This is a genomic window from Sphingobium sp. LB126 (assembly GCF_002795205.1).
Taxonomy (GTDB): Bacteria; Pseudomonadota; Alphaproteobacteria; order Sphingomonadales; family Sphingomonadaceae; genus Sphingobium; species Sphingobium chungbukense.
The window spans coordinates 55,261-79,659 of the sequence record NZ_NETV01000006.1; the positions used below are offsets into that span (position 1 = coordinate 55,261).

General features: G+C 62.4%; 23 protein-coding genes and 1 pseudogene. 10 read left to right on the forward strand and 14 right to left on the reverse strand.

Going from position 1 to position 24,399, the window contains the following annotated elements; genetic code table 11:
- Positions 1–12 precede the first annotated feature (12 nt).
- Entirely contained in the window at positions 13–1,284 is a 1,272-nt protein-coding gene (locus CAF53_RS25965) for a cytochrome P450 (RefSeq protein ID WP_157801394.1), read from the reverse strand.
- A 74-nt stretch (positions 1,285–1,358) separates the two neighbouring features.
- Positions 1,359–1,676 (reverse strand): 2Fe-2S iron-sulfur cluster-binding protein, encoded by a 318-nt coding sequence (locus CAF53_RS25970; RefSeq protein WP_022684651.1) that lies wholly within the window; start codon positions 1,674–1,676, stop codon positions 1,359–1,361.
- A 257-nt stretch (positions 1,677–1,933) separates the two neighbouring features.
- Between CAF53_RS25970 and CAF53_RS25975 the strand changes: the two genes are divergently transcribed.
- The 5 genes from CAF53_RS25975 to CAF53_RS25995 all read left to right on the forward strand — a co-directional run bounded on the left by CAF53_RS25975 (position 1,934) and on the right by CAF53_RS25995 (position 4,914).
- Positions 1,934–2,569: a TetR/AcrR family transcriptional regulator gene (locus tag CAF53_RS25975; protein ID WP_277949234.1), complete on the forward strand. Its 636-nt coding sequence runs from the start codon at positions 1,934–1,936 to the stop codon at positions 2,567–2,569.
- A gap of 141 nt (positions 2,570–2,710) precedes the next feature.
- Positions 2,711–2,902 (forward strand): hypothetical protein, encoded by a 192-nt coding sequence (locus tag CAF53_RS25980; protein ID WP_100240076.1) that lies wholly within the window; start codon positions 2,711–2,713, stop codon positions 2,900–2,902.
- A 13-nt stretch (positions 2,903–2,915) separates the two neighbouring features.
- Positions 2,916–3,515 carry an NAD(P)H:quinone oxidoreductase gene (gene wrbA, locus CAF53_RS25985; protein ID WP_100240077.1) on the forward strand — a complete coding sequence of 200 codons (600 nt, stop codon included), beginning with the start codon at positions 2,916–2,918 and terminating at the stop codon, positions 3,513–3,515.
- A gap of 41 nt (positions 3,516–3,556) precedes the next feature.
- A complete protein-coding gene (locus CAF53_RS25990; RefSeq protein ID WP_100240078.1) occupies positions 3,557–3,919 on the forward strand; it encodes a nuclear transport factor 2 family protein in 363 nt (120 codons plus the stop codon).
- 230 nt (positions 3,920–4,149) lie between these two features.
- Entirely contained in the window at positions 4,150–4,914 is a 765-nt protein-coding gene (locus tag CAF53_RS25995; protein WP_100240079.1) for an SDR family NAD(P)-dependent oxidoreductase, read from the forward strand.
- A 375-nt stretch (positions 4,915–5,289) separates the two neighbouring features.
- Here CAF53_RS25995 and CAF53_RS26000 read toward each other — a convergent pair whose 3' ends face one another.
- Complete coding sequence (locus tag CAF53_RS26000) at positions 5,290–5,595, reverse strand: transposase (RefSeq protein ID WP_242443672.1); 306 nt, start codon at positions 5,593–5,595, stop codon at positions 5,290–5,292.
- A 28-nt stretch (positions 5,596–5,623) separates the two neighbouring features.
- On the opposite strand from CAF53_RS26000, the gene CAF53_RS26005 reads away from it, so the two are divergent.
- Positions 5,624–6,088: a ribonuclease H-like domain-containing protein gene (locus CAF53_RS26005; RefSeq protein WP_242443673.1), complete on the forward strand. Its 465-nt coding sequence runs from the start codon at positions 5,624–5,626 to the stop codon at positions 6,086–6,088.
- 304 nt (positions 6,089–6,392) lie between these two features.
- On the opposite strand, the gene CAF53_RS26010 is transcribed toward CAF53_RS26005, so the two are convergent.
- Positions 6,393–7,391: an IS110 family transposase gene (locus CAF53_RS26010; protein WP_020819418.1), complete on the reverse strand. Its 999-nt coding sequence runs from the start codon at positions 7,389–7,391 to the stop codon at positions 6,393–6,395.
- 72 nt (positions 7,392–7,463) lie between these two features.
- Here CAF53_RS26010 and CAF53_RS26015 point away from each other — a divergent pair.
- Positions 7,464–7,865, forward strand: a pseudogene (locus CAF53_RS26015) (transposase); the annotation flags it as partial.
- A gap of 273 nt (positions 7,866–8,138) precedes the next feature.
- Here CAF53_RS26015 and CAF53_RS26020 read toward each other — a convergent pair.
- Positions 8,139–9,623: a DUF6035 family protein gene (locus CAF53_RS26020; protein WP_157801395.1), complete on the reverse strand. Its 1,485-nt coding sequence runs from the start codon at positions 9,621–9,623 to the stop codon at positions 8,139–8,141.
- The gene (locus CAF53_RS26025; RefSeq protein WP_100240081.1) at positions 9,589–10,359 is read right to left on the reverse strand and encodes a WYL domain-containing protein; all 771 of its coding nucleotides are present in this window, start codon (positions 10,357–10,359) and stop codon (positions 9,589–9,591) included. Before CAF53_RS26025 ends, CAF53_RS26020 begins: the two co-directional genes overlap by 35 nt.
- Before the next feature lie 75 nt (positions 10,360–10,434).
- Between CAF53_RS26025 and CAF53_RS26030 the strand changes: the two genes are divergently transcribed.
- Positions 10,435–11,577 carry an exonuclease SbcCD subunit D gene (locus tag CAF53_RS26030; protein WP_100240082.1) on the forward strand — a complete coding sequence of 381 codons (1,143 nt, stop codon included), beginning with the start codon at positions 10,435–10,437 and terminating at the stop codon, positions 11,575–11,577.
- Positions 11,574–14,648, forward strand: a complete 3,075-nt coding sequence (locus CAF53_RS26035; protein ID WP_100240083.1) for an SMC family ATPase — start codon at positions 11,574–11,576, stop codon at positions 14,646–14,648. Before CAF53_RS26030 ends, CAF53_RS26035 begins: the two co-directional genes overlap by 4 nt.
- 369 nt (positions 14,649–15,017) lie before the next feature.
- Here the strand turns inward: CAF53_RS26035 and CAF53_RS26040 are convergent, their stop codons facing one another.
- Both CAF53_RS26040 and CAF53_RS26045 read right to left on the reverse strand, forming a co-directional pair.
- On the reverse strand, positions 15,018–16,391 hold the full coding sequence (locus CAF53_RS26040) for a hypothetical protein (protein WP_031293519.1): 1,374 nt from the start codon (positions 16,389–16,391) through the stop codon (positions 15,018–15,020).
- Positions 16,392–16,961: a recombinase family protein gene (locus CAF53_RS26045; RefSeq protein ID WP_013849886.1), complete on the reverse strand. Its 570-nt coding sequence runs from the start codon at positions 16,959–16,961 to the stop codon at positions 16,392–16,394.
- A 140-nt stretch (positions 16,962–17,101) separates the two neighbouring features.
- On the opposite strand from CAF53_RS26045, the gene CAF53_RS26050 reads away from it, so the two are divergent.
- Complete coding sequence (locus CAF53_RS26050; RefSeq protein ID WP_015449292.1) at positions 17,102–20,071, forward strand: Tn3 family transposase; 2,970 nt, start codon at positions 17,102–17,104, stop codon at positions 20,069–20,071.
- A gap of 227 nt (positions 20,072–20,298) precedes the next feature.
- Here the strand turns inward: CAF53_RS26050 and CAF53_RS26055 are convergent, their stop codons facing one another.
- From CAF53_RS26055 to CAF53_RS26080, 6 genes are all read right to left on the reverse strand, one after another.
- Positions 20,299–20,826 carry a sigma factor-like helix-turn-helix DNA-binding protein gene (locus CAF53_RS26055; protein ID WP_157801396.1) on the reverse strand — a complete coding sequence of 176 codons (528 nt, stop codon included), beginning with the start codon at positions 20,824–20,826 and terminating at the stop codon, positions 20,299–20,301.
- A 202-nt stretch (positions 20,827–21,028) separates the two neighbouring features.
- Positions 21,029–21,994 carry an Abi family protein gene (locus CAF53_RS26060; protein ID WP_100240085.1) on the reverse strand — a complete coding sequence of 322 codons (966 nt, stop codon included), beginning with the start codon at positions 21,992–21,994 and terminating at the stop codon, positions 21,029–21,031.
- Between the two features lie 190 nt (positions 21,995–22,184).
- Positions 22,185–22,382, reverse strand: coding sequence for a hypothetical protein (locus CAF53_RS26065; protein ID WP_100240086.1), 198 nt, complete (start codon positions 22,380–22,382; stop codon positions 22,185–22,187).
- Positions 22,379–22,696, reverse strand: a complete 318-nt coding sequence (locus CAF53_RS26070; RefSeq protein ID WP_100240087.1) for a hypothetical protein — start codon at positions 22,694–22,696, stop codon at positions 22,379–22,381. The genes CAF53_RS26065 and CAF53_RS26070 overlap by 4 nt, the downstream gene beginning before the upstream one ends.
- A 29-nt stretch (positions 22,697–22,725) precedes the next feature.
- Positions 22,726–23,379: a hypothetical protein gene (locus CAF53_RS26075; protein WP_100240088.1), complete on the reverse strand. Its 654-nt coding sequence runs from the start codon at positions 23,377–23,379 to the stop codon at positions 22,726–22,728.
- Positions 23,376–24,311, reverse strand: a complete 936-nt coding sequence (locus tag CAF53_RS26080; RefSeq protein WP_100240089.1) for a zincin-like metallopeptidase domain-containing protein — start codon at positions 24,309–24,311, stop codon at positions 23,376–23,378. The genes CAF53_RS26075 and CAF53_RS26080 overlap by 4 nt, the downstream gene beginning before the upstream one ends.
- Between the last annotated feature and the right edge of the window lie 88 nt (positions 24,312–24,399).

A 24,399-nucleotide genomic window follows, 5' to 3' on the forward strand; every position in this document is an offset into this window, starting at 1 on the left:
TGAAAGCCCGGCTCAGTTTTTGTCCCAGACCAGCGGAAGCCCCTTGAGAACCGTGTTCATCACCGAAGGCATGTATTCCAGCTTGAAACCATCAGCGAGACGCATGTTGGGAATACGGCGCATCAGTTCTTCGTAGGCCGCTTTTGCTTCGATACGGGACAGGTACTGTCCTACGCAGACGTGACGACCGTAGCCGAAAGAGACCATTTCCTTGATATTGTCGCGGTTCAGGCGAAACGTCTCAGGTTCGGGGAATACATCGGGGTCAAGATTTGCAGCGGTGAGATCGAGGTAGACGATCGATCCGGATTCGATTTTCTGGCCGCATAGTTCTACATCCGACAGCGTTCGCCGGAACAGCCCGTCGGCCGAACCGCGACGGCGCAGCGTTTCGGAAATCGCCGCGGGGATCAGCGACGGATCCTCGGTAAGAGTGTCCTTGAGGTCCGGCGTGGTCAGCACGAAATAGGTGAGGTGCGCGATCAGCGTTGCCGTGGTGTCATGACCAGCCGCCCCGAAGTCCAGTGCGTCGCGAACATTGGCGCTGATCGTGATCGTGCGTGAGCCGTCCGGTTCGCGCAGCTGCAACAGGTTTGACAGCATGTTGTTGCCGGGATTGCGATCAAGGTTCTCGACGACTTCGCGCAGGTAGTCGTTCGCCTCCGCCAGGCCTTCCCAGTTCTGCCGCAGTACCTCTTCCGGCATCGGCACGAAGAATCCTGCGTCGGCGCGCTCCGGTACCTTAGGGGTGAACAGCTGGAAGAAGCAGTTGGACCAGCGATGATAATCTTCCGCCCGTTCCTTGGGGATCCCGAGCAGATCGACGATCACGTAGAGCGCAAGTTTGTAGCTGAAATCGTGGAGGAGATCGCATTCGCCCTTGTCGATGAAGGTATCGATAAGTTCGTTGGCGATCCGGCGAACGACCTCGTCCATACCCACCAGCCGACCGGGGAGGAGGGCTTGCTGGGCGGGAACCCTGAGCTTGGTGTGCTCCGGCGGGTCCATCGAGGGCAGATGCACGTCGGTGTAAAGGTCCGGCACGCGCGGCGCGATATCATCGGGCGGGGGGAGCAGGCCCCACGCGACAGAAGAAAAGACCTGCGGAGTGAACAAGGCCGAGCGCACATCCTTGTGCTTGCTGACGATCCACAAATTCAGCGGCTTATAGAAGTGCAGCGGATAGTCCCTAAGGGCGCGGGCTGCGTATTTTTCGCGGTTGCAGGCATATTCGGGCGAAAAGATGTCGAGGTCTGGAAAGACCGGCAGTGTCTGAGGGTTCATGTTCGGATTCCCGCTCATTTTCGAATTGGGAAGGAAGGACGGCGTCGGCGCGCGTGCGCAGACAGCCTAGGCGCTCAGGAGTCCGGCGGGATCGTGAGCTTAAGGCCATCCAGTTCGGCCGTGACCGGTATTTGGCAGGAGAGCCGCGACCGTCCGGGGGTCGAGACCAGGCCGGAAAGCAGCATCTCCTCGTCGGAGGAGACCGGCGGCAGGGTCCCGGCGGGAGCAGCGTCGATGTAGACGTGGCAGGTCGCGCAGGAGCAGCATCCGCCGCACATCGCCTCGACGCCGTCGATATTGGCGTCGCGAAGGGCTTCCATCAGGAACCCGGAGGCTGCGACGTCGAGTTCGCGTATCTCCCCATCGCGGGTAGTCACTTGGATATGAGGCATTTTCTTCCAACTCCCGTCAGGCTCGCTTGGCTGGTGTAGGCATTGGCAAACCGAAGATCCGACGCCTCGTCGCCCGCTTGGTCGCGTTCTGTTCGACCGAATCGTGCGGCGTCAGAGCGCTTGCTATGCTATATTGATCCCTTTATCAATAGCGGGAAGCGTGCGGACTTCTGCGGCCAAGCGACGTTTGCAATCAGGCTGTGCGGAGGCCATAGGGCCGCTGTCGCGGGGCATGGCTGGCCGGAGTCGAAGCGGACATAAAATGGGCAAGGCTTAACAGGGAGCTCCGGAGCACAACAAAGCGGGCTGCGCGCCTCTCACCCGAAAAGCGCCGCAAACAGCTACTCGACTGCGCGATCAAGATATTCGCCCGGCAGGGGTTCGCTACGGCCAATCACGCTGCTATCGCGGAAAAGGCCGAAGTTTCCGTGCCGGCGGTCTTCAACTACTTCAAAACGCGCGAAGCCCTCGTCAACGCTGTCCTCGGCGAGGTGGAGGCATTCTACCAGACGACCATGGCGCGGGCCGCCGCTACGGCCAAGCCCGCCGACCAGGCCCTGCGCGACATAACCACGGCGCTCACCGACACGCTCGAGACGCACCCTGACTATGCCCGCATACTGCGCGAATGGAGCGTCCTGGTTCATGACGAAACCTGGCCGCGCTATCTGCGCCATTACAATTGCATGATCGCCGGCATGGCTGCGGTGATCGCCCGCGGCCAAGCCGAAGGGGCGATCCGTTCCGACCTCAATGCCCACGACGAGGCGATCATCATGTATGCCGGTTCTTGGGCCCTGATCCAGATGATGGAAATCGGCGAGCCCCGGGAACAGCTCGACCGCCTGTTGAATGCGGTACTGCAAGCCGTGGTAAAGGGCCCCGGGCAGTAGCGCGTCGCCGCTCTGCCTAGCGAATGAAAGGCACTTGACCAATTTCATTCGATCTCATATCGTTCGACATAGAATGGTATTGGCACTGGCGGCGCCGGCTGACTGCCGGGTGCAGTGACTTACTCCAAGAGCGGGTGAGCGATGGTCGAGGCGGGCGATGCGATGGGCGTGGTGGTATGCCGACGCGTCGCCATGCGCTGCTGCTTCGCGCTGTTACCTATCGCCGGCCGGCCCGGCATGAGCGATCGCATCGGCCGCTCGATGGCGCAAAGGTTGTCGGCCCGTGGGCAGACGTTGGCGTGCCCACGCGCGCTGGCGAACCAGTTAAAATGACGATGGATCAGCTATGACCAAAATACTTATTCTGTATTATTCGATGTACGGCCACATCTCTGCACTGGCGCGAAAGGTGGCCGATGGTGCGAACTCGGTCGATGGAGTCGAGGTTGTCATCAAGCGCGTTCCGGAGATCATGGAGCGGTCGGCGCTGGAGCAGATCGGCGCCGCGTTCGAAGACGACGTCCCGGTCGCCTCTGTCGATGAACTGAGCCAGTATGACGCGATAATCTTCGGAACGCCGACGCGCTTCGGCAACATGGCTTCGCAGATGCGCAGCTTCCTCGATCAGACCGGTCAGTTGTGGCTGGCGCATGGTCTGGTCGGGAAGATCGGCAGCGTTTTCACGAGCACGAGTACCGGATCGGGCAACGAGACGACGATTACCTCGTTCCACACCACGCTCTTGCATCACGGCATGATCATTTGCGGCGTGCCTTACTCGGTGGAGGCTCTGTCGGACGTATCGGAACCCCGCGGCGGCAGTCCTCTCGGGGCCGGTTACCTGTGCGGTGCCGATCATCGCAAGCCGATGACGAAAGCCGAGGTCGCGATTGCCGAAGGCCAGGGCCGGCACGTCGCCCTGATTGCACGAAAGCTGCACGGCTAGTGTTCCAAAGTCATAAATAAATATTGCTTGTGGAGAGGGTTATGGTTGATTGCGATACGTTCGCGAGGGAAGTGTTCTCCGCCGTGGATACGATGGACTTTTCCCGTCTGAGACCGTTCTTGACGGAAGATTGTGTATTCCGGTTTGCCAATATGCCCGCGGCTCACGGATGCGATGCATTCGAAGCTGGGGCGAACCAGTTCACATCGTTTCTATCGTCGTTGCGGCATGATGTCGGTCTGGTGATTGCCAGCGATAACGACGTCGCCTCCAAGGCGACGGTGCATTACGAGAGAAAGGACGGATTCAAGCTATCCTGTCCCGCATGCTCGGTCTGGCGTCTTCGGGATGGAAAGATCTGGGAATACGACGTGTTCGTAGACAATTCGCAATTGTTCTCGTGAACCGCAGACGCCGGCCCTGCTGCGCTGCAATCTGGTCGAAGAATTCTGCTTTGCCACGCCCGAGGCCTCGCGTCAGGCGCGCGCCGCGCTGGAAGCGTGGCGGCCGGGAGGCGCGCTGGAGTCGCTCACCCGCACGCAGCTGATCGATTGCATCCAGCGAATCTGAAGCGTGCGGCGATCGCCCCCGCACCTGGCGCAAGCTTCTGCAACCATCCGAAGGGAATGCCCTAATGTCCAGATTGGCTGACAAGGTCGCGATCATTACCGGTATCGGCAGCGGCATGGGCCGAGCGGCGGCCAAGCTGTTCGCCGCCCAAGGCGCCCAGGTCGTCGGCTGTGACATATCCGAGGCAAGCTGCGGGGCGGTCGTCGCCGACATTCGTAATGCGGGCGGCGAGATTTCCGCGCTCGCGCCGTGCAATCCGGTCGCTCCCGATCAGGCTGAGCGCTTGGTGCGCTTCGCCCTCGACCAGTATGGCGGCATCGACGTGGTCTACAACAACGCCGCCGAAGTCGAGATGGCGTGGATCGAACACATGACGAGCGACATGTGGGCCACCACCATGCGCGGCGAACTCGATATCGTGTTCAATCTGGTCAAGGCGGCCTGGCCGCACCTCAAGGCGCGAGGGGGCGGGTCGATCATCAACTGCGGATCGATCTCGGGCAAAGTCGGCATCAAGGTTCTGCCGGCGATCGGCCATGCCACCGGCAAGGGCGGTGTCATTGCGATGACTCGCCAGATTGCCGTCGAAGGCGGACCGCACAAGATCCGCGCAAACAGCATTTCTCCGGGACTGGTCCGGACTGGGGCCACCATCGATCTGATGAAAAGCCCGGAGTGGCTCGCAGCGATGTCGGCCAAGTTGTTGCTCGATGGGCAGGTCGGCGAGCCGGAAGACATTGCCTATTGCGCTCTTTTCCTGGCCAGTGACGAATCGGGATGGGTGACCGGCGCCGATTTCGCGATCGATGGCGGCGCAAGCGCCTGTTGATTGGCGTCACTCGAACGGTCGGGCTGCCGGCGCCGATCGGGGGGCAGTGTGCTCGGCGGCTAACGGCGCGGCGGGTGACGGCTGGGTGAAGCGACAGCCCGATTGCGGTAGCGCGCCGGCATAAGCAGCATGCTTTTCCGATCGTTGCGCGATAATCGCCCGCCTGCGCAGAGCATTCGATCCGCTTATTCTGGTTCTGTGCGCGACCGTGGCCCTGGCGACGGTGCTGCCGGCACGCGGCGGCTTCGCAGTGGCCGCCGATCAGGGGTTCTCGTGATGGCGGTGCAAAAGCGCCGCTAAGCAACTCGTTGAAATTGTTCGTATAACTCCGCCTTCGTTCCCGTAAGTGTTTGATATTCCGCACCACGGATGTTTTCATATTACGCTCCTGATCCCGGTCGCTGGCGGTTTCCCGCCCAGGAGCCGATCCCGGTGTGGTGAGACGTCAATGCTGATGATGCCCTTTGTGTTGATATGCTCGTGCGCGTTGGGGGCGATGTGCATGATGTGATGATCCGGAAAGATGTTCGGCATTCGCGCTCGAATCTCACCGATCCGGGTGGCGTTCCACGTCATGATAAATTTGGTAAGCAATGTCAGACCTGATGATATCGCGGCCATTTGCTCGGGCGTGCGGCCATGCCGCGCGCCGATCGGTCCGGAATAGATCGCGCGCTGCAAGGTGTGGACGGACTCGCCTGACGGACCCGTGCGCGGCGTTGCGACGGCGACGGTGGAGAAACTTGTCGGCCAGGCAAGATTGCAGCACGCGCGCAAAACGAGCGAACCCGCCTTTGAATTGCGGGCCGAACAGCCAGGCAAAGGCTTTGACCTGCTGCCTCGGCGGCAGGCTGGCGATCTCTTCGATGATATCGAGGGCGACCCCCACTATGAGGGAGGCCTTGAATATCTGCACGGCGTGTGGGCGGATGGCAATTTCCATGCCTTCTGGGCCCATGACCATGCGGCCGAAGCGCAGGCGCTCGAGCGGCTGCTTACCTTCTTTCGTGATCGCCTCACGGCTTATCCCGAGACCCGCATCTATTATTATGCGCCTTATGAGATCACCGCCCTGCGGCGTCTCACCACGCGGTACGGCATCGGTGAGGCCTTTCTCGACCGGCTCATGCCCGTGTCCGCCGTCAGCACCAATGGCACAGATTTGAGGTTGTGATTTAAGAAGGGTTTGGGGCTTCGTCATAGTGACGAAGGAACGAATCTATGGACGCCTCCCGCGCAAGGTAGTTTCTCGATGTTGCTCCGGCATTGGATGCGTGAATCTATCCGGCCTGTTGATTGAGGTGTTTTCGCCCCTGGCCATGATGGGAATCCGCGCGGTTCAGTGCCTTTTAAGATGAGCGGCCTCGAGGGCCATCGTTCCTTACAGGCTGTGAAGCGGCGGTCCGTGCCGTTACACCATCAAGTCTTCACCTCGCATTTGTAACCTCTGATCAGATTGCGGCCCGCTGCCCGAACGGTCACGCCATTTTGTAACTTTCGCCGCTTCGCAACATCGCCCAGGCCATGCGAGCAGTCTTGTTTGCCATGGCGACGAGTGTCTTGTTGTGGCCTGCCCTTGATTGCAGTTCCTGCGCCCATTTTGAACGCCGGTCGTCATGCTTGGCGATCCGCAGCAACGCAGACCGTGCACCATGTATCAGCTGGCGCCTCAGGTAATGATTGGCTCTGTTCCCGATACCACCGAGCCTTGGCTTTCCGCCGGTCGTGTATTGTCGCGGAACCAGTCCAATCCAGGCAGAAAGGGCTCGGCCGGATGCGAAGTGTCGGCCATCGTCAATTGCGGCGATGAGGGAGGTTGCGACAATCGGTCCTACCCCCGGCAGCGTAGTCAGACGTTTGCAACGATCGTCTCTCCGGCAGATATCAACCAGCATGTCATCCAGAGTGGATACTCTGGCATCCAAGTCGCGATACTCCTCGACGAGCTTCAGGAACAGGTCCTTCGCCAAGTGCGATAGTTCGGCAATTTCGATCATCTTGTCGACCTGCAGCCGGAACCGGGACGCACCTGCCGGCATGACGACGCCATACTCGGCCAAAAGACCACGAGTGTGATTGATCAACGCGGTGCGCTGCACGATCAGTCTGTCACGCGTTCGGTGCAGAGCTTGCAGATCCTGCTGTTCGACGCTCTTCAGCGGCACGAACCGCATGGTTGGCCTGTTGGCAGCTTCGAAAATGGCTTCGGCATCAACCGCATCATTCTTCGATCCCTTCACGAATGGCTTGACGAAACGCGGATGGATCAGGCGAACGGCATAACTCAGCGCCTCGAAGACGCGGCCCCAGTGGTGTGAACTGGCGCAGGCTTCCATCGCGACCGACTGCGGTTGCAATCTGGTCACCGCATCGACCAGCTTTGCCCTGCTAACCTTCCGCGAGATTACCTCACCTTCGCAAGTGATCCCGTAGATGTGAAAAGACTGCTTGCCCAAATCGATCGCTAGCATTTGCATGTGATGAACTCCTCTTCCCGGTCGCTGTGGCAACATGCTCGGCCCGCTTGCGGGAGGCGTCCATCCCATAAGATGAAGCCCAAACCCTCCTTGAGAAAATCGCCGACAAAGGCCCCTGCGGAGCAGGTGGTGAAGGATATCCGGCGGCAGACCCGGCCCCATTTCTCGGCCGAAGACAAGATCCGCATCGTGCTGGAAGGTCTGCGCGGCGAGGACAGCATTGCCGAGCTGTGCCGCAAGGAAGGCATCGCGCGGAGCCTGTATTACACCTGGTCGAAAGAGTTCATGGAAGCTGGCAAGCGCCGCCTGGCCGGCGACACCGCCCGTGCCGCGACCACTGGCGAGGTGCAGGATCTGCGCCGTGAGGCCCGCGCCCTGAAGGAATGCGTGGCCGACCTCACACTCGAAAATCGTCTGCTAAAAAAGCATGATCGCGGATGGGGGCGACGACGAATGAGGTATCCCGCTGTTGATTGCTGCTGAGAAGTGACCCGGGGAGGCCGGTATGGAAGACAGCTGATCGCGTCGGATCACGATTGAATTGGTCGCGCCATCCCACAGGCCGAGAGCATCGCTCCCGGTATCGAAGTCGACGCGCATCGTGTTGCTGACCCGAACCGCCTGCACGCGGGCCGGTAATCCGCCCACGAGATCGACGATCGCCTGCGCCTGGCCGAACACGGCCCGTTCGCCGGGCGCCAGAGCGCTTGGCTCGACGAAGTCGAACACAAAGCTGTTATTCCATCGTCATTTGCCACCCTCCCCCGCCGCCCGTTTCCGGCAAAGATCCTCTGAAAGAAAGTCGAAAAGACGCTGCTGGTCTTCCGCCAGCTGGAAGCGCGGTTCGCGTCGCATCGCTTCACGATGGGCGGCGACCTTGCCCGCCCATTTTCCGCTGGCATCCTGCTCGGCGAGAAGATGGTGATGCCCGTACGCGCGCAGCAAAAAGCCGAAGCCCATGAGCAATTCCGGGCGCTGATGGAACAGGTGATGCGCCACCTCGACGAGGGTATCGTATCTGAAGCCAACGGGCTTTCCGGTTCTTGCGGTCTCGATGATCTTCACCATCCGGATGGGCACGCGCAGGTCCGTGGCAGGCCCCAGAAGATCTGCGCAATAAGCGACGAGATCATAATTCAGCTCGGCCCAGCGACGATGGTAGGCGACCGGGTCGACGACATAATCCTCGCCCAATGCCCACTCGAATATTTCCGCCCGGAGATCGCCCTCGGCCGCTTCCGCGTCGGCGCGCCACTTCGCCTCTCTTGCAGCCTTCTGCTGTTCCCGCAGCCGTCCAAGCTCGGAAATGGCCGCGCTCTCGGCCGCGGCAAAATCGAACGCACAGACGGTCTGGCGATCGACATCGATGAGCAGGTCGCTCCACGCAACAAGGCGCTCGAACCAGTCATCGACGATATGCTCGCCATCGATCCGCGGCTGCCGGTGCCACACGCGCAAGATCAGATGGTTCGCCGCGATGGACGCCGCGACCGTCGCTTCGTCGACGACAAGGATGTTGGAATTGTTGCCGAACAGGATGTCATCGGTCGTCATTCGCCGGTAGTTAGGGTCGAAACTCGGCAGGATCCAAACGAGCGCTGCGCCCTCGTCGCGGTAGAAGCGCTTTCGCCCAAGCACCACATCGAGGAAGGTCGTGCTGAGCTGCACCTCGAACGCGGCTCGAAGATCGCCACGCCGGGCCGACACGTCGGGACGCCGCAGTCCAACCAGCCCCTCGCTTGCGCGCCAGGTCACCTCAACGCGCACATCGGAGAAACTGGGGTCGGCCGCGAGGCTGCGCACCAACAGATCTTTGGTGCTCAGGTGTGCGTCGCTCTCCTGTGCGCCCCGATATTTCATGGCGCGCATCTCCGCCTCGGTCAGACCGCTATGGGTGACGGCCGGACAGGACCCGTCCTCCGAACGGTGCCGGAGGTAAAAATTCTTGCGCATGCTGCTCGCCAGAAACAGCGTGACGCCGCACATCGGGCAGACCAGACGCGGCCGCCCACGACTGGCCGCGTTCTTCAGGACGCCCCTCAGGCGAATGGCTGCGGCATAATCGAAAGAGCCGATCAGGCGCTTGGCGTCGAGCAGCCGTCCGGTGCGCAGGCTACGCGCTTCGATGATCGCGGGATCATCGACCGGAGTAGCCCGCTCGCGGGGATCGATGGTGACGTTGCCGCCCATCGCGCCGTCAATACCGCTCGAGACGGGCGCCGGGACGATCAAGCCCCCAACGCCGCTCAATGTAGAATTCGAGCGCTCGCCGCGTCTCGAAGCGAATATCGTTGCCCTCGAAGCCATATTCGAGCCGAACCGCCCGCTTCTGCTCCGCAGTCAAATCCGCTCTGGGCCGCAAGCGAACCTCCACAATCATGTTCCAGTCTTCGTCCGGCGGTAGCGTCTCCTCGATCGGGCGCTTATTGAAACTGCTGCCGTCCGACACCCGCACGGGGAGGAAGTCGCGCCACTCGTTGCGATCTGGGCTCCAGGCCCGGACATGCAATCGCTCGCCGTCGCTCGCGATATGCGCGGGCGCGATCCACTGGCGATCGCGGCGGCCGGATGACATCGACACATAGTCGATCTCAACGAAGCAGCGTCGTTCGATCGCCTGATTGAGCTCGCGCATCACCGGTGCCGGACATTGCCGGGTCGGTCCGGGAAGCCGCGCAAAATCCTGGTGAGCCTGTACGTAAATCGCCTCAAGCGAAGGTGGCTCGGCCGTATCTTCAAGCCCGCGATGCGCCCGGTCCGCGACATAGGTTTTGCGAACAGGGTCATAGGACGGTGCGGGCGCGCGCACGCGCTCCATGTAGATTCGAAAGTCGACCGCCGCCTGCGCGTTAGATATGCCGAACCGCTCGATCAGATCGCGCCTGTTCGCCTGCCCCAGCCAGGAGAGGCATTGGTCCAGATAATGTAGCCTCGCACGCTGTGCGGGCTTGAGCTCGCCGTCGGTCATGATGCGACCTTAGTTGACTCTTCGGGTAGAATCCATCTAGTTTCTACACGCATAGAAAATAGATGGAATCAGGGCATGCGGATTTTGCACACGAGCGACTGGCATCTTGGCCGCCAGTTCTTCCAGCTACCGCTCGACGAGGATCACGACGCGATCCTCGCCCAGATCGATTCCGCCATCCTCGAGCACTCCCCCGACGTGCTCATCATTGCCGGCGATATCTTCGATCGCGCCGGGCCGCCGCAAACCGCGCTCACGCGCCTTCGCGACTTTCTGGTTCGGGCGACGGCCAACCCCGGACTCGCCATCGTCATCATCGCCGGCAATCACGATGCGGCTGCCCAGATCGGCATGCTCGGCGTCCTCGCGCCGATCGAGAAGGCGCTGATCCGCGGACCGCTCGACGCCGACGATCTGCCGATGATGCTCGAAGACGAGCACGGGTCGGTTGCTATCTCCGCCCTTCCCTTTTCCTATGAGTTCGCCGCGCGGGCCTGCTTTGACGCAGAGGATATCAGCTGCCCGGCCGACGTCATCGCCGCCCAGGTCAACGCCGCACGTGACCGTGTCCCGGCCAGCGCTCGCTGGATCGTGGTCGCCCACAGCTTCGTCGAAGGCGCCGCCTCGACGGACAGCGAACGGTCGCTGTCACGCACCGTCGGCGGGATCGAGACGATCAGCGCGGAGATCTTCGACGGCGCCCACTATGTCGCGCTTGGCCATCTCCATCGGGCGCAATCGGTGGGGGCGCCGCACATTCGCTATTCCGGCTCGCCGCTCGCCTTCGGCTTCGACGAGGAAGGTCAGGAAAAATCGCTGACGTTGATCGACATGGCAGCCGATGGCTCCGTCGAGACAACGGCCATACCGCTGAAGCCCCGCCGGCAGGCCCGGACGATCCGGGGGACGCTCGAGGAGCTGGTCGCAGCGCCCGTTGGGTCGGATGATTTCATCCGCGTGGTCCTCACCGATGAAACCCCTCAGATCGATCCGATGAAGCGCATTCGTGTGCTCTACCCCAATGCTGTCCAGCTCAGTTACGAACGCGCTGAACGCACGCTCGAAGAGAAGCTGGGCGAAGGGCGTGCCGCGATTGACGATCCTGAGACCCTCGTCTCCGACTTCATAGAATTCGTGCGCGGGGAGGCACCGGGTGAGGTCGATACCCAGCTCGTCAACACGCTGATCCACGAAGCGCGTCAGGAGATCGAGGCGTGAAACCGCTCAAGCTCTTCATAACCGCCTTCGGGCCCTATGCCGCGACCGAGGTCGTCGACTTCCGCCGCGCCGTCGATGCAGGCCTATTCGGGATCTACGGGCCGACCGGATCGGGCAAATCCTCGATCTTCAGTGCGATGGCGTTCGCGCTCTTCGGCGAAGGCGCGAGACACGAGCAGCCGACGACCAGCATGCGGTCGGGCCATGCCGCCGCGCAGACCCTCACAGAGGTGGCTTTCCTTTTCGAGCTCGGCGGCGAGCGTTACTTCGTGCGCCGGCAGCCCGAGCAGAAGCGGCCGAGATTGCGCGGCGATGGCGAGACCGACCATGTCCATACCGCCTATCTATTCGATGTGACCGATATCGAGGTCGACGACGTCTCGGTCGACAATTGCGGAACGGTGTTGGCCGAGAAGCGTGTCGGCGTGGTCAACGAACGCATTCGCGAATTGCTCGGCTACGACGTCGGGCAATTTCGCCAGATCGTTCTTCTGCCCCAGGGACAGTTCGAGCGCTTCCTCGCGTCGGACAGCAAGGCGCGCCTCGACATCCTGCGTGGCCTGTTCGACGTCTCGCTCTACGAGCGCATGACCGAGCGGCTGAAGGAGCGGGCCGCCGAAGCCCGGACGACCTACCAGCAGGGCATGCTGCTCCACGTTCAGCAGCTGAGCAACGCCGGGTTCGCCAGCACTGATGATCTGACCAGCGCGATCGATGCAGCGGAAGGACAATGCGCCGAACTCGATGCCGGTGCCGCCACGGCCGACGCGACCCGTGCCGCCGCTACCACGACGCTTAGCAATGGCGAGGCCCTGCAGAAATGTTTCGATGATGCCGGTGCTGCAGCGACAGCGCTCTCGGCCCTTCAAGGCCGCCAAGCCTATATGGACGCCCTTCGTGAGCGCCATACGGGTGCCGGATGCGCGGCGCAGTTGGTCGATCGTGATGACGCCGTCACGCGCGCGGTCACAGCCTTGGCTGCGGCCAAAGAGGCGGAGACGATCGCCGTGCGACGCGTAACCGAAACCGTAGGGGCAGAGGCGACAGCGCAGCGGACGCTGGCAGATCTCAAAGCCAAGGTCGGTGAAATCGATGCCTTGAAGCAGCAGCTTTCCGAACTCGATCGCTATGCCACGGTCCTTACCGATGCTGCCGATTTGAAGGTGCAGGCTGAGAATGCCGAGGGCCTGCTCGCAAGTGCGCGGACCGCGGCCGCGACGGCCCGGCAACAGGCCGATCGTGCAACGCAAGCGCTCGTGACACACCGCGCGAATGTCGATCGGGCGCATGCCAACCAGAGTGAACGGCTGCGCCTCACCGGAGATCGCGACCGCGTTCAGCGGCAGGCGCGCCATGCACGCGAGGTTGAGCGAGCCCGGACGGCCCTGGACACCGCCGAAGGGCTTCTGATGAAAGCGCAGACCACGGTGGCGGACGCACGGTTGCACCGTAGCGGCCTTGAGAGCGCTGTCCGTGATCGGCAGGCGGAATTCATCGCCGGCCAGGCGAGGCTGCTCGCCGAGAGCCTTGAGGGCGGCAGCCCCTGCCCCGTCTGTGGCAGTGCAGAGCATCCCCGGCCGGCCCATGGTGGCGAGCCCGCGGCCGGATTGGAGGCCGCGTGGCGTGAGGCGCAGGTCGCATTCGACAGCGCCGCAATAGATGCACAAACAGCGGAATCAGCATTCAGCGCTGCGCGCAGCGTTCGGGACGAACGAAAGGCTACCCTGGATGCGCTGGACCCGCCCGAAGGCAGGGTCGCGGATCTCGAGAGCGAGGCGCTACGGATAGGCAAGGCGATCGAGGCGCTGGGCGCTGTTGTCGACGTGGCATCCCTCGTCGGACAGACCGGGAAGCTTGAGGGAAATGTGACCACGGCGGACGTCGAACGCTCGACGAAGGCCGGTGAAGAGCAGTCGGCGGGGACAGCGGCCGCGCTCGCACGGCAGTCATACAATGACCATATCGCCGCAGTTCCTGACTGGCTTCGCGATGCCGCCGCGATCACGCTTCGGCGACGCACCGTCAGCACGCAGATCGACGGCCGTCAGCTGGAAATCCAGACGGCGCAGGACGCCTGCACGCAGAGCAGCGCTGATCGAGCCGCCGCCGAAAGCGATCGAACGGGTGCGGCAAAGCGCATCACCGAATGCGACCAGGACCTTGCCAACGCGCGTACCGCTTACGCAATGCGGCGAGACGAGCTCGGCCTGACCGATGAGCAGTATCGGGTAGCGAAAGCCGATATTGCGAACATCGCGACCATGCTCGAACAACTCGACACGTTCCGCGAAAACCTGACGCGTGCGCAGAGCCGGGTCGAAGATACGAGCGCGGCGATCGCGGAGCGTGAGCGGCCAAATCTCGAGCTCCTTCGCGCCGACCGGGACGCTGCGCAGGGAGCCGCAGCGACCGCTACCCGCGCTGCCGCCGACGCGCGTGCGGGTTGCAACCAGCTGACCCAATTGCTCGAAAGCCTGCGCGAGCAGATGGATCGCCTAGCGCTATTGAACGAGCAGTCCGGCCCTTTGCGCGCGCTGGCCGACGCGTTCGAAGGCCGCAACGCAATGAACATCACTCTGGAGACCTACGCGGTCGGCGCGATGTTCGATCAGGTGCTGGAAGCCGCCAACCTTCGCTTCGGTCCGATGAGCCAGGGCCGATATCGCCTGGAGCGTGACGTTCAAACGGTAGGCGGTCGCAGGAAGCGTGGTCTCGATATCCGCGTACATGATATCCAGACCGGGCGAGCGCGCGAGGTCACGACCCTGTCCGGCGGCGAGACCTTCATCGCCGCTTTGGCTCTAGCGCTTGGGCTTTCCGACATCGTGGAGATGACCCACGGTGCCATCCGCCTTGATACGATCTTCATCGATGAAGGTTTCGGAAGTCTCGACAGCGACAGCGACGGCGGGACGCTGGATCAGGTGCTGCAGGTTCTGCAAGATATCGTTGGCCAGCGTAGAGCGGTCGGTCTGATCTCCCACGTTCCGCTCGTGCAACAGGCGGTGCCCAACGGGTTCAGCGTTATTAAGACACCGAGCGGCAGCCGGATCGAGGAGCGGATCGTCTAAGACCAAGCGGCTGCTACGCCGTACCTTGCGCTACCAGCTAAGCCATCAACCGATTGCGGCTCGCCGGCGGAGAGTAGCTAAAAGCGTAGGACGGACGCCATGCGATGGCAGATGACTTGGACCTTTTCTGGCTTTGCTTGCCCCACCTTCCAGAATACCGTGCAGTAGGACATCCGTCTGGGGTACAGACCGAGTTGCGTGGGGGGAACGAGTGCATATTTCCGAGATATTCGCGGATGGCTTCCGCCGCTTCGTGCCGTCACGACCGCCTCGCCTTGCGTCATTTCCTGAGCGCAACATGAGGGCATCGCGTGGAAGGTACGCCAGACAACGCTAAGCGAGAACATTTCAAGAACCGCATGATGGCCGTTACCGCCGGAGGTCGCTAAGCCCCAGTTCTTCCCACATCCATGTAAAGTCATAGGTGCCCATCGGATCGGCGGTGCCCGATTTTGCCGCGCCATTTTCGATATATTTGAGCCAGTCGGCTACCTTTACCCGCCCCGCCTTTGTACAGGCCAGAACGCGTGGCGTCTTGTGGCTGAGGGCTGGGACCGGCTCATCGAGCGTTTTCGTATATTCACGGGTCAGCATATCGTGAACGATGCGCTCCATTTCATGCGGTGGAATATCCAGCGCCTCGTCCTGTGGCGTGCGGGCGGCATCGTCGGCCATAACCTGATCGAGCGTCCGGATTTCGGCCATAGGCGCGCTCACGCAATCACCAAGCCATTCGCCCATCTGGGTAATTGCTCGCTCCGCGCGGGCGGCACTGTTTACCTCGACGATCAGCTTGCGCCCTGCCAGTTCCACATTGGCAAAAACCGGCGTGCCGTCATCCATGGTCGTGACGAAGGCCCGCTTGCCTTTGGTCGCTTGCGGCTTCTTGTTCTTCGTCGCTGGTGCCAGCCAGTTCCAGAAACTGTCGCTGGCAGGTTCCAGCCATTGTGCCGCGTTCAGCCTTCGGATCAGGCTCTTGCCGACCACGCCTTTCGCCAGCGGAAAAACGATACGGTGGAACACCAGGTCATCGCCGTCGGCGTTGACCATATCCGGCGCGCTGCCGGGCATGGCCTTGCCCAGACAGTCGAGCAGCCACATGTTCGTGAACATCGGTCCCGATGCTCCCAGAAGCGCGTCCCGATCGGACGGGTCCAATTCCGCAGTGTCCTGAGTTTCGTCGGCAAGTCGGGAAAATGCCTCGACCACTCGCACGGCGCCCTCAGCGCTGAACGGCAACAGCGCTCCGGAAATGCCATGGCGCCCGTTCACGTCGACAACCCTTGCGGCGATCTTGTCCCAGTTGACCAGGGTCTGGGTTGCACCGTGTTCGCGCACCGTCACCGGAGCAACGTCGCGCAGCAGATCGCGCAAGGTCATCGACTGACCAGGCACGACTTCGCTGACCTCATAGAGCGACATGACCGTATCGCGTAACGCGCGCATATAGGCCTTGTTCGGCGCCTTTTCGTTCCAGCCCCGGCGCTTGAGATAGTCATCGACCAGATTGCGACCGTCGGGTTCCAGTTCCTGCGTAAGCAGATCTTCAAAGGCGCAGCCCCATAGCGGCCCTTGCCAGTGATCGCCAATTATCTCGAATATGGCGTCAGGCTCGAGTCCGGTCGCTTCGCTCGCCGGATCGAGATGCGCGGACAGCATTTCGGCCAATGCCTCATCCCATGGCGCGCGATCCGCATATTTCATCAGGCCGGAAAGATCGTGAGCCGATTTCGATCTGGACATTCAGATGGGCCTTTCCACGCCGAGGCGGCGCATTTCTCGATAGATGGTCGATCGGCCGATGCCGAGTTGTCGTGCTGCTTCTGTCGGCGAGATGCTCGCTTCGACCAGTTTGATGGCGGCATGTACCTTGGACATGTCGAGCGGCTGACGGCCGGGCAACTTGCCTTTGGCGCGCGCGGCGGCGATCCCATCCCTGGTTCGCTCGGAGATCAGTCTCCGCTCGAAATGGGCGATGGCCCCGAACACATGGAAGATGAGTTCGCCGGCGGCCGACGATGTGTCGATCTTTTCCTCAAGACTCAGGAGCGCGATGCCCTGGCCGCGTAGCGTCTCGACCGTGGTGAGCAATTCGGCGAGCGAGCGCCCAAGCCGATCGAGGCGGACCACCGCCAGCGTGTCGCCCTTGCGGGCATAGGCGATCAGTTCGGCCAGACCGGGCCGCTCCATGCTCTTGCCCGACATGACGTCGGTGAACACCTTGATCGCGCCGGCCTCCTCCAGACGCATGGTCTGTCCAGCCACGTCCTGATCGCCGGTGCTGACGCGGGCATAACCCAGAATATCGCCCATCCCGTGCGTCTCCCAAACGGTCGTTCTGTGGACGATCTGAAGGGCGATCGCTTCGCCCCATCCATATCCGTCCACATACTATGTCTCTTTACTCATGGCTGTCCATAGGCCCAGATGACCTTTTGTGGACGGGAATCGGAATGACGAAGCGTAAGCATCAACTCCTGACCGAGAGCGAACGCGATCAGATCCTCGCCATCCCGAGCGAGCGCGACCATCTAGCCCGGCTCTACACCTTCGAGCCTTCGGACATCGAGATCATCGGCGCACGACGGGAGCGACGGAACCAGTTGGGTGTCGCGCTGCAACTCGCGCTCTTGCGGCACCCGGGCATCACACTGGCGCAGTTGATACAGGACAAGGGAGCGATACCCCATGATCTCGCCGCCTTCGTCGCGGAACAACTTGGTCTACACGTAACCGACCTGGCCAACTATGCAGCGCGGGATCAGACGATGACGGACCATGCCCGCGAGCTGGCGATGCGAGCGGGCCTTCGTGGACCAACCCGCGCCGACATTCCCTTCATGATCGAAGCGGCCGCGAAAACGGCATGGGCGACCGACAAGGGGATGACGATAGCGATCGGCGTTGTCACCGCCCTTCGCGAGGCCCGGATTCTACTGCCGTCCATCTCCACCATCGAACGCGCCAGTAGTGCGGGACGCGCGCGTGCCCGCAAGCAGGCTGCCTACGCCCTGATCGCTGATCTTAGCGCCGAACAGGTCCACGCCCTCGACCAGGTCTTTGACGACGCCGGCGGCATGAGCCAACTCGCTTCGCTCAAGACCATTCCCGTTGCGGCCAGGCCCGATCACATCCGCCAGATTCTCGACCGCCTGCGGCAAGTGCGGAAGATCGGCATCTCCCCGGACGTGGCTGGCCGCATCCATGCCGACCGATTTCGGCAATATGTCAGGGAAGGCCGCGCTTCGCCTGCCTATATGATCGAGCGATATATTCCCTCCCGACGGCGCGCTACGCTGGTTGCGTTCCTGCTCGACCTCGAGGAACGACTGACCGATAACGCCTTGGAGATGGCGGACAAGCTGATCGGCAGCATCTTCACCCGCGCGAAGAACGCCCAGGCGCGCAGCTATGCCACCACGTCAAAGAATGTGGCGCGGCTGATGCTGATCTTTCGCAGGACAATCGACGCATTGACCGATGCGGTCGATACCGGCGAAGATCCAATGGAGGCCCTGGACGCATCGGTCGGGTGGAACACCCTCCTGAAGGCGAGGCCAGAAGTGGCGACAATCGCGGAAACCGCCAACCTTGATCCGCTGACGGTGGCGGCCGACCGCTATGCGACGTTGCGCAAGTTCGCCCCCGACCTGCTTGAGGCGCTCCAGTTCAGGGCCGGAAAGGGCAGTGCAAAAACGATCGCCGCCATCGAGATGCTGCGCGACCTCAACAGGTCGGGCAAACGCGATCTGCCTGCCGACGCTCCGATGCCCTTCCGCAAGGAATGGCGGAAAATCGTCGTGGGCGATGACGGCAAGATCAACCGGCGTCTCTGGGAAATCGCGACGATCGCGCATCTGCGCAACAAGCTGCGTTCCGGGGATGTCTGGGTGGAGCGATCGGCAGGATACCGCCGGTTCGACAGCTACCTGCTCAGCGAACCCCAGGCGAAGCCGATCGTGTCGGCTCTCGGTCTGCCACCCACAGCCGGCGAATGGCTCGAACAGCGGGGCCGCGAACTTGACTGGCGGCTTAAGAAATTTGCCCAGCGCCTGAAGCGCGACGCTCTGGAGGGTGTGCGATATCGCGACGACCGCCTCCAGATATCCCCCGTTCGCACGATCGCGACGCCCGACGCCGAAGCGCTGGCCGACCGGCTCGATGCCATGATGCCACGCATCCGCATCACCGAGCTACTGCATGAGGTGGCGCAGGAAACCGGCTTTCTTGCGGCGTTCACCAACCTGCGTACCGGCGAGCCGTGTCCCAATGAAAACGCGCTGCTCGCCACGATCCTCGCCGATGCGACCAATCTCGGCCTGTCGCGCATGGCGGCGGCGAGTCAGGGCGTCACGCGCGATCAGCTCCTCTGGACCCATGACGCCTATATCCGCGACGACAGCTACCGCGCGGCGCTGGCCCTCCTCATCAACGCGCACCACCGCCTGCCATTCTCACGAGTATGGGGCGACGGCACCACGTCCAGTTCCGATGGCCAGTTCTTCAGGGCCGCGAAGCGCGGCGCGTCGGGCGGCGATATCAACGCCCGCTATGGCGTCGATCATGGCTTCAGCTTCTACACCCATAATTCTGATCAGCGCGCGCCCTACCACGTCAAAGTGATCTCGGCCGCGACGCATGAGGCGCCCTATGTCCTCGACGGCCTCACCAGCCACGGCACCGATCTCAGGATCGTCGAGCATTACACCGACACCGGCGGGGCGACCGATCATGTCTTCGCCCTGTGCGCGATGCTGGGATTTCGCTTCTGCCCGCGCCTGCGCGACTTCCCCGACAGGCGGCTCGCGCCGATCGCGCCGGTCACGGCCTATCCGTCCATCACCCCGCTGTTGGGCAAGCGTATCCGCACCGACATCATCGGTGAGCAATGGGAAGACGTGCTGCGCCTCGTAGGGTCGATCAAGGCCGGCCATGTCGCGCCATCGGTCATGCTGCGAAAGCTCGCTGCCTACGAACGGCAGAACCAGCTCGATGTCGCGCTACAGGAAATCGGCAAGATCGAGCGGACGCTGTTCATGCTGGACTGGCTAGAAAATCCCGATCTGCGCCGGCGATGCCATGCCGGTCTCAACAACAGCGAGCAGCGCCATGCCCTGACGCAGGCGATCTACACATTCCGCCAGGGCCGCATCATCGACCGCAGCCACGAGGCGCAGCAATATCGGGCGTCCGGCCTCAATCTGCTCGTCGCCGCGATCGTCTATTGGAACACGATCTACATGGATGCCGCCGCCCAGCATCTACGATCAACATCGGTCGCGGTGCCTGATGATCTACTCGCCCATACGTCCCCAGTAGGTTGGGAGCATATTGCTTTCTCGGGCGATTTCCTCTGGGATCGAGCAGCCGCTTCCGCTGGCCGCAAGGCCCTCAATCTGCCGCCGGATAGCCGCGCCGCCTAAGCGTTCGCTGATTGTTCGCCCTTAGCGTTGTTTAGCGTACCATCCACGCTATGCCCTCTGTTCGCGGCGGCGCGGCGCGCGCTCGATCGGCGCGACGTCGCCATCTCGGCCGCGGCTCGCTATCGCTATGGCGCGACCGCGTGGTTCTTCCTCACGAAGGATGGCGGCGGCTACAGGGTGGCGACGCCATCAGCCCGACGCGGCGTTGAGCCTCGCTCGAACGGCGGCTAAGCCTCGGTGCTGAAACAGAGGCCGCGTTCCCACAGCCACGCTTCGATCTCGTCGACGGTCCGCGCCCCGGCATTGGGCGCGTTGAAGACCCGGCTGCGGGTCAGGGCGGCAACCCGCCCGGGGAACAGCCGGTCGCGCTCTGACGGGTCGGTCTCGGGCTCGTCGATCAGTAGGCGCAGCACATTTTCGGCGCGGACCGAAAGCACCGCGCGGTTCGGCTCCAGGCGGTGCGTTCGTTCGATGCGCTCCACGCGCGCGATGATCTGGCGCACCCGCTCGATGCCGATCCCGAACTCGGTCGCGATCTGCTTCTGGGTCTTTCCCTCGGCGCGCATGGCGACGATGCGCGCGGAGCGGTCGTCCACCTCATCGCGCTTTTTCACCGGCGCGGGCGTGGCGGGTCGCTTTACCCGGATCACGCGATCACCGTCCCACAGTTGGATCTCGCGCCAATCTTCCTGTCTGACCGTTTCCACGACCAGGGCTTTTGCAGCTTCGAGGCTGGCGGCATTGATCAGGCGCATCGACGCTTCGCCTGTGTCGGGGACAAGGTGGAACGCAAACGCGGGCACAGTCCGATCCTTTCAAAGATGATCCTGATTTTCCGACGAAACCCGCGCGGCATCAATATGACGTTCGCCGCCGATCGCCGCCGTTTCTACGAACCTGACCAGCGCCGCTTGCCCGCTTGGCGGGGGAGCGGCGCGCGATTCGGGCCTGACCGCATCAGGCCCACATGGCTTCCTGATCCCAACCGGCAAGAAAACCGCCCTGCGGGGGCAACGCGAATGGCATGACAGGAAATGCCTGCCAGTGAGCCTTCATGCGCGCGGGCCAGGAACTGCCGGGATTGATCCGGGCAACGAAATAGCTGGCGACGACAGCAGCGCCATAGATGCGATTCCGCCGCTCCGGATCGCTGCCGATATGAACGACGCGCACCGCCTCGAACGGCTTAGGAACAAGCGGCTGATTGATAATACCAGCATTCCACAACCGCGAATGATGCGCGCAGATGTTGCGGACGAAGGCAAGCGTCCTGATCCAGCTCACCAGCGTATTGGGGAGCAGACCATAGTGTTTGGCGATCGCGGCGCGATCATTCGGGTGCGCCATTTCGAGCAGCCAGGACAAGGTGCCGAAATCCCACAACTCGACCGCCATCCAGATCGGGACTGGGGAGTTGTAGGTCTTGAAAAACTCGGCCACCCACGGCTCCTTTGAGCGGGTGATGGACTGGTCGGCCTTATCAAGCCAGGACTGATGCCGGGTGGTATTGCCCCCGTGTATCGCCCGGTTTGCGCGATGGGCGTCGAGAAAGGCTGCGTTGCGGTGCGCCCAGGGGTCGCGCTTGCCCAGCGCGTGCGCGAGTTCCACGCGCAACGCCACTTCGATACGCTCGATCGCATCGAGGAACAGAAGGCGAAGCTGCTTGTCGAACAGGTAGAGATCGACCGCATGCCGAAACTCGGCGCCGGGACGAAACTGATCGGTCAGGATGACGCCGGCGGGGTCGGCGGGATCGGGAATGCTGTCTTGGAACGGCTGCCAGTAAGGCGTCAGCCGCCCATAGCCGATGCGTTGAAGATGGAGGGTCGCCTTGGCCGGATCGGTGACGGCCATGCCGCGCTGGACAAGCAGGGCGAGCTGATCGGCAAAGCTGAGATGGGGTTTGGTATAGGGCGGCAGCATTGCCCCATATATGAAGAAGGCCGCCCCTTGATGCCAGCGGCAACAGCGGGGACGGCCATGTTGCAGACGACATAGGCGAAGTTGGACGAAAATTCAAGGAAAAGCTGAAAGCTTGGGTCAGCCACCATTCTGCAAGGAGGGCCAGCGCCGCTCGCACGCTATGCGGGGGAGCGCCGCGCGATTTTCGCGACTAATCCGCGATGAAGCTGCCGCGCCCGCCCCGGAACGCGCCGACGACATTGCCGCCATCCCAATGGCCGGAAAGGATGCCGCGCCGGGGAATGCTCCCAACCGGCTTGCGGCGCGCGGCGAGCAGCCGCGCGCGCCGTGTATCCCGGTCGATCGGCAAGCCGGTGATGAAGTCGATCGCGCCGCGCAGCGGGGTCATGACAGCCGCCATTCCACGACAAGGGCTTCGATCGCCTCGCGATAGCCCCAGGCATCGGGATAGACGGTCGGCTCCTGCGCCAGATGCGCCATGATCGTCAGCATGTCCTCTGAAATGACCGCATCGCAGTTGCACAAGTGCAGGATCGGGAAATGGCCGTTGTCGTCGCCATTCCACCATGCCAGCAAGAAGTCGGCAACGCGGGCGGACTGGCCGGTATCGGAACGGGCAATGTCTATGAGGCGGCCAATAGCTTCGCCGACTTCCTCGAACGTGACGGCGCGGATTACGGGGCGGCGCTGGGGCGGATTCATCTATGGCTCCTTTCGGATCGTCTGCCCGATCATAGGGCGAAGGGCTCGGGGACCAACAGCGGATCGTCGATCGGCTCGACATCGCGCAATTCCACCATCGCGATTTTCTCGGCGCGTTCCGCCCCTACGGGATCGAGATAGACATAGAGATGATCCGCGAAAACGGGGCTGCACAAGCGCCAGACTACGCCTTTGCGGCCTTTGCGGCGCTCGAAACTGCCGTCATAGGATACGGACGATCCGGTGATGCGGACGCGCTGACCGATGCGCAGCCAGTTCGCGGCCGAGCGGACCAGCGCCGCCTTTTCCTCATCGCTCAAGCCCGGTCGGCCGATGCCGAAGGTCGCATTGGGATCGCGCGCGATCCGCGCCAGCTTGTCTTCCACCGGCTCGGGCTTCCAGTCCGAAACCGGGCCGGGCTTGGCCTTGTGCATATGTGTCACCGGCTTGCCCCCGAAAAGATCGGGCTGCACGCCCACAAGGCGGCGGTTGAACATCGCCTTGTGATAGTCGCGCCGCCATTGCCCCTCCGGGGTGGGCGGCTTTGCTCCCGCCCCGTCGCGCATGATCGCCATCAGTTCGTTGAACTCGGCCTCGCTGACGGTCGCGAAGTTCGGATCATAGACCAGTCGCCCCGCGACGGCCCGGCCCTCATCGGGGCCGGGGTCGTCGGGCGCGCTCACGCCGCTTCGTCCAACTGCGCGGCGCTGTCCGCGCCCATGCGGCTCAAGAGCCAATCGGCCGCATCCTGTGCGTGGCGCGCGGCGGTGAAGATCGCGCGCTTATCGTTGCGCAGGGCCTCCAGCCAGTTCGACAGATAGGCGGCATGATCCTCCCGGTCGTGGAGCTTGATGCCGATCGCGCCGCTGACGAACGCTGCCCCTAGCTCGGCCACCAACTCGTCGCGGGCATAGTCTTCGCGCTTGGTGGAAATGAGGGTCGCACGCGCCAGCCTCGTCGGGTGGCCAACGGCGTGGCAAAGTTCGTGCGCGAGGGTCGAATAATAGTCGTCGCTGGTGTGGAAGTCGGCAAATTCCGGCATGGTGACGATATCGTCGCTGGGCCGGTAATAGGGCTGTGAACCCTGATGCCGCACGGTGATGGGAATGCGGGCAAAGAGCGCATCCAGCTCGGCGTCACGCGCGTCGGGATTGGTCGCGGTGATGACTGGCGCGGGAGCGGGATATTTCGCCTCGATGCCGTCGATCTGCTCGGAATTGAAGACCGTGTAACGTTTGAGGAACGCCACCTGACGCTTGCCGTCCCCGGACCCCTGATCACCGCCCTGTCCGCCCCTGTCGGCATCCACCTCGATCTTGTTGGCATAGACGACGGTAGAACCTTTTTCGCCCTTGCGGACGCATCCGCCAAGCGCGAGGGCCTGTTTGAAAGTGAGCCAATGCGGGGAAGCAAAGCCCTTCGTCATGGCGGCAACCCAAAGGGTCAGGACGTTGATGCCGCGATACGGAACGCCGGTCGAGCGAAGCGGGATATTGGGCGCGGTGCTGCCGTTCCACGATTTCGACCAAGGCCGGGTGCCAGCCTCGATCATTGCAATCATCTGGTCGGTGATCTCCTGATACACATCGGCCCGGCTTTCGGTGATACGTCCCATGATGTCTTCCTTTCCTGTCAGGCTGAAAGCCGCTTGCTCTGCGGCATGCGGCTCTGCCTTCCGGCGAGGACGGGATGGGGAGGGGGAG

Bases quoted from the DNA above. Each gene is read 5' to 3' on its own strand.
- CAF53_RS25965 (WP_157801394.1), bottom strand. From the start codon at position 1,284: ATGAACCCTCAGACACTGCCGGTCTTTCCAGACCTCGACATCTTTTCG.
- CAF53_RS25970 (WP_022684651.1), bottom strand. From the start codon at position 1,676: ATGCCTCATATCCAAGTGACTACCCGCGATGGGGAGATACGCGAACTC.
- CAF53_RS25980 (WP_100240076.1), top strand. From the start codon at position 2,711: ATGGTCGAGGCGGGCGATGCGATGGGCGTGGTGGTATGCCGACGCGTC.
- wrbA (WP_100240077.1), top strand. From the start codon at position 2,916: ATGACCAAAATACTTATTCTGTATTATTCGATGTACGGCCACATCTCT.
- CAF53_RS25990 (WP_100240078.1), top strand. From the start codon at position 3,557: ATGGTTGATTGCGATACGTTCGCGAGGGAAGTGTTCTCCGCCGTGGAT.
- CAF53_RS25995 (WP_100240079.1), top strand. From the start codon at position 4,150: ATGTCCAGATTGGCTGACAAGGTCGCGATCATTACCGGTATCGGCAGC.
- CAF53_RS26010 (WP_020819418.1), bottom strand. From the start codon at position 7,391: ATGCAAATGCTAGCGATCGATTTGGGCAAGCAGTCTTTTCACATCTAC.
- CAF53_RS26025 (WP_100240081.1), bottom strand. From the start codon at position 10,359: ATGACCGACGGCGAGCTCAAGCCCGCACAGCGTGCGAGGCTACATTAT.
- CAF53_RS26030 (WP_100240082.1), top strand. From the start codon at position 10,435: ATGCGGATTTTGCACACGAGCGACTGGCATCTTGGCCGCCAGTTCTTC.
- CAF53_RS26040 (WP_031293519.1), bottom strand. From the start codon at position 16,391: ATGTCCAGATCGAAATCGGCTCACGATCTTTCCGGCCTGATGAAATAT.
- CAF53_RS26045 (WP_013849886.1), bottom strand. From the start codon at position 16,961: ATGGGCGATATTCTGGGTTATGCCCGCGTCAGCACCGGCGATCAGGAC.
- CAF53_RS26050 (WP_015449292.1), top strand. From the start codon at position 17,102: ATGACGAAGCGTAAGCATCAACTCCTGACCGAGAGCGAACGCGATCAG.
- CAF53_RS26055 (WP_157801396.1), bottom strand. From the start codon at position 20,826: ATGCGCCTGATCAATGCCGCCAGCCTCGAAGCTGCAAAAGCCCTGGTC.
- CAF53_RS26060 (WP_100240085.1), bottom strand. From the start codon at position 21,994: ATGCTGCCGCCCTATACCAAACCCCATCTCAGCTTTGCCGATCAGCTC.
- CAF53_RS26065 (WP_100240086.1), bottom strand. From the start codon at position 22,382: ATGACCCCGCTGCGCGGCGCGATCGACTTCATCACCGGCTTGCCGATC.
- CAF53_RS26070 (WP_100240087.1), bottom strand. From the start codon at position 22,696: ATGAATCCGCCCCAGCGCCGCCCCGTAATCCGCGCCGTCACGTTCGAG.
- CAF53_RS26080 (WP_100240089.1), bottom strand. From the start codon at position 24,311: ATGGGACGTATCACCGAAAGCCGGGCCGATGTGTATCAGGAGATCACC.